Genomic DNA, 15,750 nt, shown 5'->3' on the forward strand with positions numbered 1-15,750 from the left:
AGAAAAAAATAATTAACGCTCCTTATTCTGTACTGTGTAACTGTCAATCGTCAGCCAACACTGATAACTGATAACTGATAACTGATAACTGATAACTGCCCATTTATGACTCTTTCTTTAGCAGAACAAGTAGCCCAGATGGTCGTGGTGCGCGCCTCTGGTTTTTTATTTGATCATCAAATTCGTTATTCCCTTTGGGAACCTCCGGCCCAGCGCTTGCAATATTGGTTACAGGATTTGGGCGTGGGAGGAGTCATTTTAGTGGATGGGAGTGTGGCGGAATTGGCGGCTCGGACTCAATTATTGCAATCCTGGGCTAAATTTCCGTTATTGGTGGCTGCCGATGTGGAAGAGGGGGTCGGTCAGAGATTTGCAGGGGCGACTTGGTTTCCGCCTCTGATGGCAATTGGGGCGTTAGCAAATCAATCCCTGGAACAAGCCGAATTTTATGCGGAAAAAATGGGGGCGATTACCGCCCAAGAAGCTCTGACGGTAGGCTTAAATTGGATATTAGCTCCGGTCGTAGATGTTAATAATAATCCTAAAAATCCGGTGATTAATGTTCGTTCTTTTGGGGAAACTCCAGAACGGGTGAGTCAGTTAGCAACGGCTTTTATTCGGGGATGTCAAGGTTATCCGGTATTAACAACAGCGAAACATTTTCCGGGTCATGGAGATACGGCGATTGATTCCCATTTAGAATTACCTGTAATTCCCCACGCGGATGAACGTTTAGCTCAGGTGGAATTACCCCCTTTTATTGCGAGTATGGCATCGGGGGTGGATGCGGTGATGATGGCGCATTTATTAATTCCCGCTTGGGATACGGAACGTCCGGCTACCTTATCTCCGGCCATTGTTCAGGGTCAATTAAGACAACGGTTAGGGTTTGAGGGGTTGGTGGTGACCGATGCTTTAGTGATGGGGGCGATCGCTAAACAATATAGTCCCGAAGAGGCGGCGATTTTAGCGGTTGAAGCGGGGGCGGATATTTTATTAATGCCCCTTGATCCCCAAGTAACGATTAAAGCTGTTTGTACGGCGGTGGCTGAGGGTCGGATTTCTCGTGAACGAATTGAAGTATCTGTGCAGCGAATTTGGCAGGCAAAAGCCAAGGTATTTCCAGACTGGCAACGGTCGGAGTCCTATTGTTTCCCGCATCGAGATCCCAAGACTTTATTTGATTCCCTATCTCAACCGACCTCTCAACAACTGGTGAGGACAATTTTACAGGATTCTCTAAAACAGGGAGGAACCTTACCGTTAGTTCTTCCTCAGACTCCGCAACCGATGCGAAATTTGGTGATTGTCGATGATTTGCTCAATTGTGGGATTTTAGGAAATCATACCCCGGCGATCGCTCGTCCAGCCCAGTTGGGTTATCGGTTACAACTGGTTGATTGTCATGCTCCGGTATCTTCGGATTCGCAAAATGATTCATCACTCCGTATTTCTTCTGATCCGACCTTACTGCAAGTCTTTATTCGCGCGAATGCCTTCCGTGATAGTTCAGGGTTAACGCAAATTGCTCAAGATTGGTTAAATATTCTATTAAGACAGAATCAGTTACAGGGGCTTGTAATTTACGGAAGTCCCTACACCCTAGAACAGTTTTTACCTCAAATTCCCCCTAAAACTCCTTTTGTTTTCTCCTATGGTCAAACGTCGGTTGCACAAGAGATTGCATTAAAAGTTCTCTGGGGAATTTAAGAAAAAGTTAAGAATAGTGTCTGATCATCAATCCAGACGGTGATCACAGAAAAACTTCGGAAGGCTTAACCTACGTCCTGGGCGTATGTCTAGGGGCTTTTCAGATTTTTATGGAAAAAGCCCTGGTATTTGTATTGGCTTATACTGAAAAAAAACCTTTCCTAAAATCAATTTTTCGATTATATTAATAGTGATGCCAAAAACTTCTCCGGCAACCCCAAGAGGGCGAACTATGACTTACACCACTGTCCAATATTCATTAGATGTGATCAAAGACGAAGCCCGCCAACTCGTCACCAAGGGAATTGTGAGCCGTCAGCAACCCATCTATACACTTTGCCAATATATTCCAGCGCGGGAATGGGCTTGTGTGGAGTGTGAGTTGGAAGAGTGCAATTTCTTGCTCAGAGATCGAATTGGCGACTTAATTGGCCATGAAACCTGGGATAACGATTAAAATCTCGACTGAATTTTAAAACACAAAAGATTTTTCACACTTTTTAGTTCGCTAAATGTTGGCTCCTGCATCTGTAGTCTCAAATTTATGGGTCTACTGATCCAGGTCAAGTTAGAAACTCAATCTATTGGCTCTTTCAAGCCTTGCTGATTTCCGATGTCTTAAGTCTAAAATATCTTGAATTCGTAATCAATGAGTTGACTTAGGATTAATCCTGGCAGTTTGAAGGAACCTTCCTCAAGATCTGAGATTTGGGAACGAATAATAAAGTTAAAATTTAAGCTCGTGCGATGTGGTATCGATGGCAGTATGAAATTGAACAATTTCAGGATAGATTCTGCGATTAGATATCAAGCAATAAGACTGAAAACGATAATCCCGCCCGTTCCTCTGGAGCCCAATTCCGATCAATTCTGATCCCAATAGTTGAGTTTTGGAGGCGGGATTAATCGTTATTAGTGAGAAGAATTGGATTCGCGTAGGTGTTTTAATTCATCTCGTAACTCGGCGATTTGAGTTGTGAGGTCTTGAATTTCCCGGATAGGTTCTGGGTCAGACCCACTTGGAACTGTTGAGGGATAGGGAACAGAAGACGAAGTTGTTACCGTTGTTGTGTCTGTATTAACGTTCTGATGACGTTGAGAAAGGATCGTATCCACAAAATTGCGAGCTTCTTGCTCGGTCATTTTTCCTTTTTCAGCCCATTCATCAGCTAATTCGCTAACCTGTGACTGAATTTTTCCGAGATTCTCATTGCGTTTGTAAGGATCTTGTAGGATCTCAATCAGGGAAGAAGTCGCGCCAAGGGTGACGCGAAATCCTTTGTGGAGTAGGTCGGTTAAGTGTTCAGGATTCATCAGAATCAAAACATTCCTCAATTTAGATAGGATTCAAGCTTGAATGTGATCAGCGTTTGGTAGATTTGTTCGGGATGAGTTAGCCTAAGCCAAAAAAAGCCCGATTTTGCTTGTATATTCTAACAACTTATTCCCTTACTTGGTCGAGGTATTGATTCACATCATCAATAATTCGGGTGAGTTCCGCTTCAGTCATGAGTTTAATGCGTTCATCGCGGACTGTAATCAAGACTTTCGCCGCAAAGGGACTTGGCCAAATATTAGGGTTACAAAAAACTTCTAAAAAAATATCCCCGGTATATTGATATTCAATCGGTTTTTGAGGGGTGGGTTTACCACTTCCTGGAGTTGTTTTTGCCGCCACCGCTTTGAGTTTTTGCATGATTTCATCGAGCACCCCTTTTAAATTCTGGGCGGCTTCGGGGGTAAACCGCAGAGAGACAGAACCTTGAGTTAAATTGAGTGTGAGTGGAGAAGCAGACATAGAAAACCTATTCAAAACAACACTTAAAATCCTTTAATCTGATTTTACTGTTAAGTTAACCGAAATGAAAATTAATTTCAATAGCTAATTTAATTAGAGAAGATGATATTCTAAAAAAAGTTTTCCTTTAGCCTCAAAGTTTCAAAGGGGAGGTTTTATGGTTCAGGATAATCGTTCAAAAATTCAATGGGTTTTATTACTAACACTCGGTTTAAATCTGTTAGTCATGGCGATTAAAGTGATTATCGGAACCATAACAGGGTCTTTGAGCTTACTCGCTGATGCCCTCCATAGTGTAACAGATAGTGCTAATAATGTTTTAGGGTTAGTTACGAATCATTTTGCCTCTCCCAAACCGGATCGAGAACATCCCTATGGACATCAAAAATTCGATGCGTTAGGGGCTTTGGGTGTTGGTGTTTTTTTGGGAATTGCCTGTTTTCAAATTTTAAGTGGAGCCGTGGAACGAGTTTTTAGAGGAGGTGAACCTGTCAAAATTTCTCCTCATGAATTATGGATTTTGTTGATTGTTTTAGGGATTAATATTTTTGTAGCTTATTATGAACGGACTGCTGGACAGCGTTTAGGCAGTGCTGTTTTAGTAGCCGATGCTAAACATACAATGAGTGATGTTTGGATAACCATTATGGTGCTTGGAGGATTAATTGGAATTTGGCAAGGAGAAGTTTGGAATTTGCCTAAATTGCAATATTTAGATGTAATTTTAGCGTTTCCCGTAGCCTTATTAGTATTTAAAAGTGGCTGGAGTGTATTAACAGAAAATTTGCCTTGGTTAGTCGATCAAATGGTGATTGATCCCGAAACCATTAAAGAGATTGCCATGTCTGTTCCCGGTGTCGTAAATTGCCATAATATTGCGTCTCGTGGGATGATTGGACGGCAAGTTTTTATTGAAATGCACATGATTGTGGAAGCAACAGATGTAGAAACAGCCCACAGTATTACAGAAGCAGTTGAAACAGAATTAGAAAACCGTTTTAGTCCGGTCAGAATTTTAATTCATGTTGAACCCCCCCAATATCAATCGGAACAAATTACCTATGAGTCTCAATAGGCAAAGATGAAACCGCAAAATTCTCTCTGTAGATAGATAATATTTAATCCGTTTTTTTTTATGCTGATTCAATAAATAAGTTTAAAAATCAAACTTAATTGATTATATTAAGGAGATAAAAATGACATCTTTAACTCAACAAAGGTGTGAGGCTTGCCATCAAAAATCAACTCCCGTGAGTTTAGAGGAAATTGCTGCCCTCAAACCTCAAATTCCTTATTGGCATTTAATTGAAGTAGATGGAGAATCCCGACTACAAAGATCTTATTCATTCCCAGATTTTAAAACGGCTTTAGCTTTTACAAATCAAGTGGGTGAAATTGCTGAATTAGAAAATCATCATCCTGCTTTATTAACAGAATATGGAAAAGTTACGGTAACTTGGTGGACTCATGCTATTTCAGGGTTACATCAAAATGACTTTATTATGGCAGCTAAAACCGATGATTTAGCAGGCGTTAAGAATTAAAAATTACGAATTACTCATTAGGAGTAAGATGCTTAATGATTTCCCTATTTCCTATTATTAATTATAACAGCTTATCTCCTTTAAGATGAATGAAAAAGCAAGTCTATTCTGCAAATCGTTCAAAATCTTGGTCTTTTGAGTGCCAAGAACTGGTGCGAGGAATGTCCGGGGGATTTTTATTTGGAATTCCCCTGTTATATACAATGGAAGTTTGGCAAATTGGTTCCTTTACAGAACCCCCTTTAATGCTAACGCTATTGGGAATTACCTACTTTGTTGTGTTTTTATTAAACCGAGTCTCTGGATTTCGTCGTCATCAACAGAAAACGTTAAAAAATACACTTTTAGAAAGTGTTGAAGCTTTGGCTATTGGGTTAGTTTGTACCACCTTAATTTTAATATTACTAAAAGAAATTAATCAAAAGACTCCCCTCAATGAAGCTCTGGGAAAAATTATTTTAGAAAGCATTCCCTTTGCCATTGGTGCTGCGTTAGCTGAGTTAATGTTAAGTGATGAACCCTCTAAACCTTCCTCATCATCTCAACAGAAAAAGCCCGAAAAATCCACTTTTTTGAAAGCGCATAAAATCAATTTAAAAGACACAGTGGATGATATCAGTGCTACCTTTATTGGAGCGATGTTTATTGCCTTTAATATTGCGCCTACGGATGAAGTGCGGATTCTTGCGGGTGCAACTTCTCCTCCTGGGTTAATTGCTATTATTATAGCCTCTTTAATCATTTCCTATGGAATTGTTTTTGCGGCGGGTTTTATCAATCAACAAAAGCGTCATCATCAGCAAGGATTATTTCAATCGCCCCACACCGAAACCATTTTTTCTTATTTAATTTCTCTAATCGCTTCCGTTTTTATGCTGTGGTTCTTTCAGAAATTAAATTTTAGTGATCCTTGGTTTTTATGGCTACGCTCGACTTTAATTTTAGGCCTTCCGGCAACCGTTGGAGGAGCAGCAGGACGTTTAGCAATATGATTAAAGATGATATATCGAATCAAAATTCATCAGAATCGAATTTCTCAATAGCTGAAAAATTTAGCTTTAGTATTGCTATCGTTATTCTGGGACTGTTGTTGGGATTGGTAATTTATAGTTGGCGAATTCAAAAACATAAACCTCCAGTTTTAACCTTGGGTCAACGGGAAATGATACGCCAAGAACAGGAACAATTTTATATACCCTTTACCGTCATCAATGAAGGAGGAGAAACCGCACAATCAGTACAAGTAATTGGAGAATTTTACTTGAATGGAACAGTCATTGAACAGGGAGAACAACAAATTGATTATCTTTCTGGCGGAGAATCAGCATCAGGTGCATTTATTTTCAGTCATAACCCCCAAGAAGGAGAAGTTAGAATTCGAGTCGCCAGTTATAAGTTACCGTGAGACTGATTCATTAAATAAAAACAATTTCCTCCCCTGAGTAATGGGAGAGGAAATAAAATCGAATCCGGTAAAATTAATTCCCTTATTTGGGAGAAGCCGCCGGAGAAGGAGAAGCTGCTGGAGCAGTGGTCGCTGCTGGGGAAGTAGTCGCTGCTGGAGAAGGAGAAGCTGCTGGAGCAGTGGTTGCTGCTGGAGAAGCTTCAGGAGCAGGGGTAGTTTCAGTGGTGGTATTACCACCACAAGCCGTTAATAAACAAGAAGAAGCTATTGCTAAACCCGTGAACACTACAGCAAACTTTTTCATAGGAGATCTCAAGAAGATTGGAAATAGGTAACTAACTAGATTGAGAAACAACACCCCTTAATCTCAGAAATAGTTCTGAAAGGGAAGTTCAATATTAAACCCAGATTGAGGTTTAACTCTTTCGGTTTTCAGGGACATAGTTTGAAGCAACTTGAAGCTATTCAATTGAAGATTCTCGATTCCTAGAACGCTTAAATTGAGTGCAATACAAGTCACTTTTGTATTCCCCTGACTTTAATATCGGCTGAATGAGTAGTGAGGGTTCCCAGTTCCTAAAATTCTAGCGAGAAATTAGGAAAGATTGGGAATAAAAACACTTCACTCACCAAAGCTATTCTTAACTCAAGGAAACCACTTTTGTCAATAAGACACCCAGAATTTCCTGAGTTATTCTGACCTTACCCTTCAGAAAATGCAACTTTCCTGAGTTATTAAGGAAGTTGTGATATTTCTCTTTGTTTACCTTACATATAATACAGGGTTTTATTCAAAATGGAAGATACTTTAAGGTAAATTACTTAGACCTGTGATCACAGATGATTAAATCCCTGTAAATTCGCGGATTTTAAGGGTTTCAATTCTTACACCTGGACTTGAATGTTTCCTCGATTGTCCTGAAACCTATATTATTGTGTTAGAGTAGAAAAACACTACAAATTACAGTCAACTAGAAAAAGATTGTGCCAGTTTGACAAACTGTCCTAGGGAGTTACCTCACTCCAGATCACCTTAAGACCCATCCATCGGAGTTGAAGTGTTGACTGTCTAGGTATTGAGGGATCACATCAAAAACTAGCACAACAATGAGTAGAAATTCAGCAACTTAGGTTTTACTGAGTACAGGTAAACATCATCGACTTGTGAGAATCTGACTATGGAATTATTGTTGTGCTACAGTTCTACTTCTACGGTTGCTGGTGCATTTTATTCCCAGGAAAAAGTTAAACAAGCTCAGGAACTTTGGTCTTCAATTAAAAACTTCTTTCCTCCTGCAATTTTAGGAACCCTTGACTACACTATCACCGAAGAATTAGAAGCATTAATGAGGATTGGATAACCCTTGAATAACCGATTTGTAGACGTATTGGAAGGGGACAGGACACCGAAGGAGAGAAGAAATTAGGGATTTCAATACGTCTGAACTTCATCGGATAAAATTCGAGGTTTAGGTTGATAATAACTGGCTATTAATGCAATCATGAGCCACCATAAAGTATTAACTTGGGGACGATACCAAACCGTATCAACTAATCCATGACCCAACATTCCAACTAAAGTGGAAATTGCTGCCATTAACCAAAATCCTTGGATATTTCCTAACTCTCTGAGTCGTTTTAATTGCATCCATCCTTGATTAAAGGTTATTGTTAATAACCACAGAAAACAACTTAAACCAATAATGCCAGTTTCAACGGTAATTTCTAAAAGAATTGAATAGGCACTTAAAGCGGTGTAACGAGGCTGCATATAAAGAGGATAAATCTTATTAAAAGCTACATTTCCAGGGCCAATTCCTAAGATGGGGCGATCTTTAATCATTTCAATCACCGACATCCAAACATTAATTCTAAAGTTATTACTACTATCTCCCCGTCCAGCAAAAATACTCGCTACCCGATCTCGAACTGGGGGAACAAATATCACTGCGAATAATAGGAAAAGGGTTAATCCAGTTAAACCTATGGGTAAAGCCCATTGTCGCCAAAAGGGAGAAAATCGAATACTGAACCAGTATAATAATAGAATGGAAAAGGTAAACAGTAATAGCACTAATCCAATCCATCCTCCTCGGCTAAAGGTTAAAATTAAACAGGAGGAATTAACAATAATCATGGTTAAGGCTAAAGCTTTTGGTAAAATCCCTTTCCAAACAAAGAAGGATGCTAAACTTAATCCCACTGCGGGTAATAAATATCCGGCTAATAGATTTGGGTTATCTAAATAACTATAAACTCGTGTTAAGTTTGACTGAGGAGAGGTCGGATCAACCCAAGTGGCTAAGGCTTCCGCCCCATAAAACCACTGTCTTAAACCATAAACACTGACGATTAAAGCCGTTAACAAAAAAATAGTAATAAAAATTGAACGGATTTTTGGCGATCGCAATATCTTCGCCATTAAAGCGAATAAAATTAAATAAAGGGTTAATTTTGTCCACCCACTAAATGCCGCTATTTTTACAGGAGATAAGGCGGTTGCAATGGTAGCAATTCCCCAGTATAATAAAACAATTAAATGAATCGGCGTAAAGGCTGTTTGTGAAGGTTCATCGGTGAGAGTTAATATTAGCCACCAAGCGGCACAAGCAATTAATAAAACCCCAATTAATGCGGTTCCTACAAAGGGTGCTAAACCAAATACAATACTAATTAATACAGCCGCCAAGGGTTCACCCCACTGCAATAACCAACTTCCCTGTCGCCATTGGTGTAAAACGCCTGTTAAGCGGTAGAGAACACTGGTATTACGCCATTGGTAGATTAATACATTTTGCAGGGTAAATTGTTGCCAAACGGTGTTTAAGGTGGTCATGCCATGTAATAGGTTTTGAGATCATAGAGAATGAAATTCAGACATTAGTATACCTTAATTTACCTGTTGTGAACAACATTCTCTATTCTTTCTCTCGACTCTGACCCCATAACTGTTTAATACTAGGTCAATAAACCGTTATAGAAACTGGGGCTGAATTAGGTAGAATTTTAAAAAATAGGGAGTTATAAGCCCAGATTAAACAAACACTAAAGGTTTATTTTTTAAGGGTGCAAATGCTTCCGCATCAAATCGATATAAACTTGCTGGTCTACCCGCCCCCCGTGATGTTTTTACCCCCGTATCCGAGAGAAATCCTAACTTCAGTAAACGGGTTCTAAAGTTAGAATAGTCGGAAAAGCCTTCTCCCAAAATTGTTGTATAAAATTGATATAAATCTCCTAACGTAAACACTTGCGGTAGCACATCAAAAGCAACGGGACTATATTCTACTTTATTTTGTAATCGACGATAACCATATTCTAAAATTTGATTATGATCAAAGGCTAACTGGGGAACTTTGTCAATGGGATACCAAGCAATTCCTGTGACTTTATCCGCAATTAATTTAGCTTCTTCAAACCGAACTATGGCAAAATAACTGACGGATAAATAGCGAATATTATAACTATCCGGTGCTTCTCTGGGATCACGATTTGGCCCTCCAAAGGTATATAATTGTTCTAAATATAAATTTTCAACCCAAATTTTTTCTGATAAAATTCGATAGGCTGCATCTTCTAAAGATTCTCCTTTTTGGACTAAAGTTCCTGGTAAACTCCATGTATTAATAAAGGGTTCTTCTTTTCGCATGACTAATAAAACTAATAGACGATTTTGCCCGGTATCAACAGAAAAAATCACATTATCAACCCCAACCTTAAAATTTTCTAAGAGAGGAGATTCTGTTTTTTTAGAATTTCTTTCAATCATTTATTTATCCTAACCCTAGATTTTTAGATGCCATTGAAAAAAGAAGTCTATAGAAGGAATAGGGAAGCGACAATAGTTCTTACATCCCTAGCAGAAATTTAAGTATTTCATATTAGCATAGCATTTGATTAAGTTTTTAACCTTTTCAATAAAGCTTATCTAAAATAATGTTAATAATGTTAAAAATTAATTGTAATATTTTTTTCAGTGTTTAACAGTAGACTCATATAACTGTTCTTGATCAATATAAGCTTGTACAGGAGGCGGTAAAACCTCTATATTTCCGGTTTGACGATAGTGACTTGAGGAAACTGGTAAACCTTTAATATCAGCAATTTTTACCTGTCCCCCTAACTGTTTAAGTTTCTCTAAATCTGTTGCTTCTACCCCATAACCCGGTCGAGGAACAATTAATAATTTTACTTGTTTTAAAAGATTTTCTATTTGATACCATTGGGAAATTTGTTGAACTAAATCTGAACCAATCACTAAGGTATATTCTGCATCTGACCAATATTGTTTTGCCCTTTCTAGGGTTTCTAAGGTTCGGCGACTACTCAGTTCAGGATACACAGCAATATTAAGGTTGGGCGGGTTAATTTCCTCTATTAATAAACATAGCATTTTCATCCGATGTTCCAAGGGCGTTTGATGGGTTTTAAACGGATTATCTGATGCCCAAACTACAACTCGATCAAACCGTTGAGATAACCAATGGAGAATGGCTTGATGTCCTGCGGTTGGAGGGTCTGCACTGGTTCCAAATAGGGCAATTTGAGTCATTGTTGATTTTTGTTTAAGTCACTTTTATTAACAAAATAAAAACAAAATTATTGGAAAATTGCTTGTTCTAACCGCTTAGATAAAGCAATAATATCATCTTTGCGAGCAATTTGTTCAATCCATTCTGACGGAATATTTTCCAACCCATAATAAAGTCCGGCTAAACCTCCGGTTACTGCGGCTGTTGTGTCGGTATCTTCTCCTAAATTAACGGCTTTGAGAACGGCTTCAGCGTAAGAAGATGTCGTTAATAAACACCACAAAGATGCTTCTAAGGTATGAATCACATAACCACTGGATTCAATTTCACCCATTGATAACTGATCAATTTTTCCGGTTAAAACCCGTTCAAACCGAGAAGCTTCTACCGTTAAAGTGGGATTATAATAAATCGGTTTTACAGCTTCTATTCCTTCAAGGTAAGCAGATTTTAGGTCTAAACCTTCAAGTAGTTTAACAGCAATACTAATATAAATCCCGCAAGCCATTTGAGATCGGACATGAGCATGGGTTAAACAAGAACATTCATGAACCCACTGGATTAATTGATAGAATGAAACGCTGGAAGATAAATACACCATCGGTAAAATTCGCATCAAGGAACCATTTCCATTACTGCGTTCATCGGTTTCTCCTGCTTCCACAGGATTAACCCCATTGAGGATATTTCTAATCGCTTGATTTGTTGTTCCACCAATATCAAATACTACACCATGAGGTGTCCATTCTTGCTGATAGCGCCAACGACCAAAAGAATCAGCAATCGTTTTTAAATTATATCCCTGACAGAGACTATCTGCTAAACATAACATCAACGAACTATCATCCGACCAAGTACCCGGAGGTTGTCTATAAGTTCCATGTCCCGTCATGGTTGTGATGGGATTTTGAAGACGTTCTTGGCGACTAGAAAATTCTACAGGAACCCCTAGTGCATCACCCACACAAACTCCCATTAAACCCGATAAAATTGATGATTTTTTCATATTTAAAATGGGTTGCTCCTCATGATTATTTTTTAATCCATTTAAAACCGTAGGATGTGTCAGCACTTCTCACAGGAATTACCCCACATTCTACTCCATTTGATAATCTTTAATTTTCCACACCCCAGACCCCACACCCGATATCAATCATGAGTTTCAATCGGTAGCAGATGAATGGGGGGTTGTTCCCATTCTACAACAATGAATGACGGGTGGTTTCTGTTAATTCTTGTAACGCTGGAGAATTCTGAATTGTTGGGGAAATGGGATGATTTAAACATCGGGTTTTTGAGGGTAAACTGGCAACGGATTTCGCTGTACGTTTTGCTATTTCTGTTAAAGATTCAGTCGGATAAAGTCGTTTTCCTTCCTTCATCACTAACTGCATTAACGGTATCCGTGACGAAAATATTGATTGCACATTAGAATAATGCCCAGATTCAGACTCCATTGGTTCTGTTATTAACCCAATCTCATCAGCCATTAATTGACCTTGTTTCAACGTTCTGAAAATTTGCTTTCTCCCTGGATAAGTTGTTTTTCCCGTTGCTTCTTTCATCACGGGTTTTCCTTCAATTTCAACTAACTTATAAACCCCATTTACGGGAGTTCCTGTCACTAATTTTGTCCCCAAACCATAGCCATCAATGATTGCCCCGGCTGCTTTTAAACGGGCGATTTCATATTCATCTAAATCCCCACTGGCAAAAATCGGAACATTCGGAAGAAGTGATCGCACTTGCTGTGATAAACTCACTAAATCCCCCGAATCTAAACGCACCCCTTTTAGTTCAATTTCTCCCCGTTTCACCTGTTCTGAAAGTTGATGGGCGGCATCAATTGTATTATAGGTATCGATTAATAAAGGAGATCCTGGAAAATAGCGATGAAAAGCCGTAAACGCCTGAGTTTCTGACCCTTCTAAAGCCGAAATTGCCATTACTAACGCATGGGCCATCGTTCCGGTGGGTTTTCGCCCTAATTTCAATGCTGCTAACACGTTAGAGGTTGCATCCAACCCCCCAGCTAAAGCCGCCCGCGCCGCCCAAATGGAAGCCTGGGGACTAAACGCCCGTCTTGTGCCAAATTCTAATAACGTTGCTGTTGGCCCCGCCACATCCCGCAACCGGGCTGCACGGGTCGCAATTAAGGTTTGGTAATTAATTGTATTTAATAGATAAGTTTCGATTAACTGAGCTTGCCATAGGGGTGCTTCTATTCTCAAAAAGGGTTGGTTCGCAAAAATAGCTGTCCCTTCAGGAACTGCCCACACATCCCCGGTAAAGCGTCCGGTAGCCAACAGTGACCAAAAGTTCTGGGGGGCGTGGGTAAACAGTCCTGTAGACTGTAGGGCATGAAGTTGAGCCTCGCTGAAGCGGAATTTTTCTAAATAGTCGAGGGCTTGGGCGAGTCCCATGGCAATTAAATAGCCAAACCCTTCCGGTAGACGGCGCGTAAACAGTTCAAAACTGGCTTGTCGTTGGTCGAGTCCCTCCCCGGTATAACAGGCAATCATTGTCAGTTGGTAGAGGTCGGTCAATAGACTATAATCATCGGGGGTAAAATTCAGGTCGGGGTCTTCCCAAACTTCCTGAAACTGAAGGGGAGACAAGGCGGTAGTCATAACGTCACATCCTAGGTGAACTCAATACTTTAATTATAGTAGATTTTACCAAATTTATTAAGAGTAACCCTAGATACCGTTTGAGAAAAATGCTGTTTTTTCGAGATTTTAAGCGGTTTTCAGGAAAAATTTACATTTATTTATGGTAATTTTCATTAAAATCGAAGATTAGATCATAGAGCAGTCGAGCCGGGGGTGTGAGGACAGAGACTGATGCTAAAACCTAAACCCCTTTCACTTCTTACTGTTCCCTGTTCCCTGTTCCCTATTCCCCCCTATAGTTTCAGAAAATCAACATTTGTACAAAAGTAGAATTCCGCTTAAACTGGTAATAGACCTATCAAACTCAAAGTGATGAGTTTGCTCTGCTATTTTAGATCTGCTACCAAACAACCACTCATCTTTCAAGTCTATCCATCCCTAATCTTGTCTCCCCTGTTCTCAACAGACAATTTTTAGGCGTAACGTTTCTATACCGGATTTTTCATCAATTTCTGCTGCACCTGGTCTATACACAGCCGATGAAAGCAACAGAAAGTTTTGTTATGCACATTTTTGGTGCTGTATTTCACTTCAATGGAGACTTGCAAATTTATGTTGACTCTTCTGTTATCTAGTGTTGTTAACGGTAGTATTTTCTTGCCTGAACAATTTGAAAATGCAGGTATAGGGGTCTATTCTATTGTTAAAAGACCTCAGACATCTCAACCCTTCATCATTCTGTCTCAAATCCAGAAAACCGGTGAAGATGACCCAATTGTTCCTCCCAATTAAGAAGTTTTTCCTAGGCCCCCCCCAGGGCTGTTTCATTCTAAAAAAATTAGGTACACAAAAGGCAAAGATAATTGATATTGTCGGCTATCATTCTTTGAGTTGTTGTGGGAGAATGATAGCCGTTAATTCTGAGAAGATTAAGGACAATACTTCTGATAATGGCGAAGTTTTGTGCAGCCCAACCTGAGCGAATCTTAGAACTATCTTCACGGAATAAAACATCCCTTATCCAATGATTTTGGTTTTCGATTAACCAATGTTCTCTAATCTTCTCCCCGAATTCTTCCGCACTAATCAGTATACTGCTAATGTAGTAAACTCTCTCGTAGTAAGGCTTTGCTTTTCTAATTCCGCTTCGAGTTACACAAACAAAGCTCTTAATTCCTTTCCAATAATTTTGATTAATACAACTGAGATTATCGAAAACTTCTACCCTTCGGGTAATCTGTCTTCCCTTTGTATTATCTTGACTAATATGCTGGTCTACACTTTCACAGCTTTCTCGTTTCATCTCTAACATTTCATACAGCTTTTTTTGGTTCTTCTTGACGGCGATGATATAGTGGTTTTTGCTCTTAATAATAACTTCTGTGGTTTTTTTTGGCAATGAAGGGCATCTAAGGTAAAGACTGCATCCTCTAATCCCAAGGTTTTAATTAAGTTTTGCACCACTATTAGTTCACTATTAGACTGACTTAACCATTCTGCCATTCCCGCTATTAATCCTTGAGTTGTGCTATACACTGACACAACTTGTACAAATTGTGTATAATTTTCTTCTAAGGTTTTCTGGCTTCCTCTTAGAGTTTTTCCATCCACTGCATACCACCTCCTCCCTTCCGGTTCCATCGTCGCGATCGCCCAATTATTAAACACCGATAAAAATTCTTCAAAGTCTATCCCCATCATCACTCTACGGATTGTTGAATAAGAGGGTAGACGGTTTTTAGGGACTTTCAATGTTTGAATTAATGCTTCCTTATGTCTTGTTACAAAATCTCCTAATGCTCTGTATCCTAAATATCCGCTCATTGTTCCCATAATTACAATCAGCAATACTAACCATAACGGGTGTCTTCTCCCTTCATTAATTCGGAAGTCTTTAATTTTTTTCAGTTCTTCTACCAGATTTGTTTCCATTGTTCATTCCCCAGAAGTTTCTCTTCTATTTTAGCAGTCTCTTCTGCGGAATGAAACAGCCCTGGGCCCCCCCCCAGGGCTGTTTCATTCTCGGATCGAAAATGCGATCGCTAAACTCTAAAAGCCTTTTTCTGTAAAGAAAAGGAGAATTATTTCAACAGTTTTGATATTTTCTGTTTAAATAGGGTCTAAAACTTGCCCCAGATCAAAGGTTTAG

At 39.3% G+C, this 15,750-nt stretch carries 16 protein-coding genes and 1 pseudogene; 8 read left to right on the forward strand and 9 right to left on the reverse strand.

Annotation, left to right across the window (positions count from 1 at the left end; translation table 11 throughout):
- Nucleotides 1-105: 105 nt before the first annotated feature.
- The gene (locus NMK36_RS19975) at nt 106-1,710 is read left to right on the forward strand and encodes a glycoside hydrolase family 3 N-terminal domain-containing protein (RefSeq protein WP_072719913.1); all 1,605 of its coding nucleotides are present in this window, start codon (nt 106-108) and stop codon (nt 1,708-1,710) included.
- A 232-nt stretch (nt 1,711-1,942) separates the two neighbouring features.
- Nucleotides 1,943-2,167, forward strand: a complete 225-nt coding sequence (locus NMK36_RS19980; protein WP_072719914.1) for a DUF4327 family protein — start codon at nt 1,943-1,945, stop codon at nt 2,165-2,167.
- A 455-nt stretch (nt 2,168-2,622) separates the two neighbouring features.
- Here NMK36_RS19980 and NMK36_RS19985 read toward each other — a convergent pair whose 3' ends face one another.
- Nucleotides 2,623-3,024 (reverse strand): hypothetical protein, encoded by a 402-nt coding sequence (locus NMK36_RS19985; protein WP_072719915.1) that lies wholly within the window; start codon nt 3,022-3,024, stop codon nt 2,623-2,625.
- 127 nt (nt 3,025-3,151) lie between these two features.
- Nucleotides 3,152-3,508: a hypothetical protein gene (locus NMK36_RS19990; protein ID WP_072719916.1), complete on the reverse strand. Its 357-nt coding sequence runs from the start codon at nt 3,506-3,508 to the stop codon at nt 3,152-3,154.
- Between the two features lie 157 nt (nt 3,509-3,665).
- Here NMK36_RS19990 and NMK36_RS19995 point away from each other — a divergent pair, with 157 nt between their 5' ends.
- The 4 genes from NMK36_RS19995 (at nt 3,666) to NMK36_RS20010 (ending at nt 6,457) form a co-directional block, all read left to right on the forward strand.
- Complete coding sequence (locus tag NMK36_RS19995) at nt 3,666-4,583, forward strand: cation diffusion facilitator family transporter (RefSeq protein ID WP_072719917.1); 918 nt, start codon at nt 3,666-3,668, stop codon at nt 4,581-4,583.
- Between the two features lie 121 nt (nt 4,584-4,704).
- Nucleotides 4,705-5,052: a 4a-hydroxytetrahydrobiopterin dehydratase gene (locus tag NMK36_RS20000; RefSeq protein WP_072719918.1), complete on the forward strand. Its 348-nt coding sequence runs from the start codon at nt 4,705-4,707 to the stop codon at nt 5,050-5,052.
- Between the two features lie 89 nt (nt 5,053-5,141).
- The gene (locus NMK36_RS20005) at nt 5,142-6,044 is read left to right on the forward strand and encodes a TIGR02587 family membrane protein (RefSeq protein ID WP_072719919.1); all 903 of its coding nucleotides are present in this window, start codon (nt 5,142-5,144) and stop codon (nt 6,042-6,044) included.
- Nucleotides 6,041-6,457 (forward strand): TIGR02588 family protein, encoded by a 417-nt coding sequence (locus NMK36_RS20010; protein ID WP_072719920.1) that lies wholly within the window; start codon nt 6,041-6,043, stop codon nt 6,455-6,457. Before NMK36_RS20005 ends, NMK36_RS20010 begins: the two co-directional genes overlap by 4 nt.
- A gap of 82 nt (nt 6,458-6,539) precedes the next feature.
- On the opposite strand, the gene NMK36_RS20015 is transcribed toward NMK36_RS20010, so the two are convergent.
- Nucleotides 6,540-6,761, reverse strand: a complete 222-nt coding sequence (locus NMK36_RS20015; RefSeq protein ID WP_254174479.1) for a hypothetical protein — start codon at nt 6,759-6,761, stop codon at nt 6,540-6,542.
- An 874-nt stretch (nt 6,762-7,635) separates the two neighbouring features.
- Between NMK36_RS20015 and NMK36_RS20020 the strand changes: the two genes are divergently transcribed.
- Complete coding sequence (locus NMK36_RS20020; protein ID WP_072719922.1) at nt 7,636-7,818, forward strand: hypothetical protein; 183 nt, start codon at nt 7,636-7,638, stop codon at nt 7,816-7,818.
- 71 nt (nt 7,819-7,889) lie between these two features.
- On the opposite strand, the gene NMK36_RS20025 is transcribed toward NMK36_RS20020, so the two are convergent.
- The 5 genes from NMK36_RS20025 to NMK36_RS20045 form a co-directional block, all read right to left on the reverse strand.
- On the reverse strand, nt 7,890-9,293 hold the full coding sequence (locus tag NMK36_RS20025) for an IctB family putative bicarbonate transporter (protein ID WP_254174480.1): 1,404 nt from the start codon (nt 9,291-9,293) through the stop codon (nt 7,890-7,892).
- 198 nt (nt 9,294-9,491) lie between these two features.
- Entirely contained in the window at nt 9,492-10,226 is a 735-nt protein-coding gene (locus NMK36_RS20030) for an NUDIX hydrolase (RefSeq protein ID WP_072719924.1), read from the reverse strand.
- A gap of 204 nt (nt 10,227-10,430) precedes the next feature.
- Nucleotides 10,431-11,009, reverse strand: a complete 579-nt coding sequence (locus NMK36_RS20035; protein ID WP_254174481.1) for a nicotinate-nucleotide adenylyltransferase — start codon at nt 11,007-11,009, stop codon at nt 10,431-10,433.
- A gap of 47 nt (nt 11,010-11,056) precedes the next feature.
- Complete coding sequence (locus NMK36_RS20040) at nt 11,057-11,995, reverse strand: ADP-ribosylglycohydrolase family protein (RefSeq protein WP_254174482.1); 939 nt, start codon at nt 11,993-11,995, stop codon at nt 11,057-11,059.
- 193 nt (nt 11,996-12,188) lie between these two features.
- Nucleotides 12,189-13,619, reverse strand: coding sequence for a nicotinate phosphoribosyltransferase (locus NMK36_RS20045; RefSeq protein WP_254174483.1), 1,431 nt, complete (start codon nt 13,617-13,619; stop codon nt 12,189-12,191).
- Between the two features lie 594 nt (nt 13,620-14,213).
- Here NMK36_RS20045 and NMK36_RS20050 point away from each other — a divergent pair.
- A complete protein-coding gene (locus NMK36_RS20050) occupies nt 14,214-14,393 on the forward strand; it encodes a hypothetical protein (protein ID WP_072719927.1) in 180 nt (59 codons plus the stop codon).
- A 46-nt stretch (nt 14,394-14,439) separates the two neighbouring features.
- On the opposite strand, the pseudogene NMK36_RS29025 reads toward NMK36_RS20050, so the two are convergent.
- Nucleotides 14,440-15,533: pseudogene (locus NMK36_RS29025) on the reverse strand (ISAs1 family transposase).
- Nucleotides 15,534-15,750: the final 217 nt, after the last annotated feature.

It is taken from the genome of Planktothrix pseudagardhii (assembly GCF_904830925.1).
GTDB lineage: Bacteria > Cyanobacteriota > Cyanobacteriia > Cyanobacteriales > Microcoleaceae > Planktothrix > Planktothrix tepida.

Bases quoted from the DNA above. Each gene is read 5' to 3' on its own strand.
- NMK36_RS19975 (WP_072719913.1), top strand. From the start codon at position 106: ATGACTCTTTCTTTAGCAGAACAAGTAGCCCAGATGGTCGTGGTGCGC.
- NMK36_RS19980 (WP_072719914.1), top strand. From the start codon at position 1,943: ATGACTTACACCACTGTCCAATATTCATTAGATGTGATCAAAGACGAA.
- NMK36_RS19985 (WP_072719915.1), bottom strand. From the start codon at position 3,024: ATGAATCCTGAACACTTAACCGACCTACTCCACAAAGGATTTCGCGTC.
- NMK36_RS19990 (WP_072719916.1), bottom strand. From the start codon at position 3,508: ATGTCTGCTTCTCCACTCACACTCAATTTAACTCAAGGTTCTGTCTCT.
- NMK36_RS19995 (WP_072719917.1), top strand. From the start codon at position 3,666: ATGGTTCAGGATAATCGTTCAAAAATTCAATGGGTTTTATTACTAACA.
- NMK36_RS20000 (WP_072719918.1), top strand. From the start codon at position 4,705: ATGACATCTTTAACTCAACAAAGGTGTGAGGCTTGCCATCAAAAATCA.
- NMK36_RS20005 (WP_072719919.1), top strand. From the start codon at position 5,142: ATGAAAAAGCAAGTCTATTCTGCAAATCGTTCAAAATCTTGGTCTTTT.
- NMK36_RS20010 (WP_072719920.1), top strand. From the start codon at position 6,041: ATGATTAAAGATGATATATCGAATCAAAATTCATCAGAATCGAATTTC.
- NMK36_RS20015 (WP_254174479.1), bottom strand. From the start codon at position 6,761: ATGAAAAAGTTTGCTGTAGTGTTCACGGGTTTAGCAATAGCTTCTTCT.
- NMK36_RS20020 (WP_072719922.1), top strand. From the start codon at position 7,636: ATGGAATTATTGTTGTGCTACAGTTCTACTTCTACGGTTGCTGGTGCA.
- NMK36_RS20025 (WP_254174480.1), bottom strand. From the start codon at position 9,293: ATGACCACCTTAAACACCGTTTGGCAACAATTTACCCTGCAAAATGTA.
- NMK36_RS20030 (WP_072719924.1), bottom strand. From the start codon at position 10,226: ATGATTGAAAGAAATTCTAAAAAAACAGAATCTCCTCTCTTAGAAAAT.
- NMK36_RS20035 (WP_254174481.1), bottom strand. From the start codon at position 11,009: ATGACTCAAATTGCCCTATTTGGAACCAGTGCAGACCCTCCAACCGCA.
- NMK36_RS20040 (WP_254174482.1), bottom strand. From the start codon at position 11,995: ATGAAAAAATCATCAATTTTATCGGGTTTAATGGGAGTTTGTGTGGGT.
- NMK36_RS20045 (WP_254174483.1), bottom strand. From the start codon at position 13,619: ATGACTACCGCCTTGTCTCCCCTTCAGTTTCAGGAAGTTTGGGAAGAC.
- NMK36_RS20050 (WP_072719927.1), top strand. From the start codon at position 14,214: ATGTTGACTCTTCTGTTATCTAGTGTTGTTAACGGTAGTATTTTCTTG.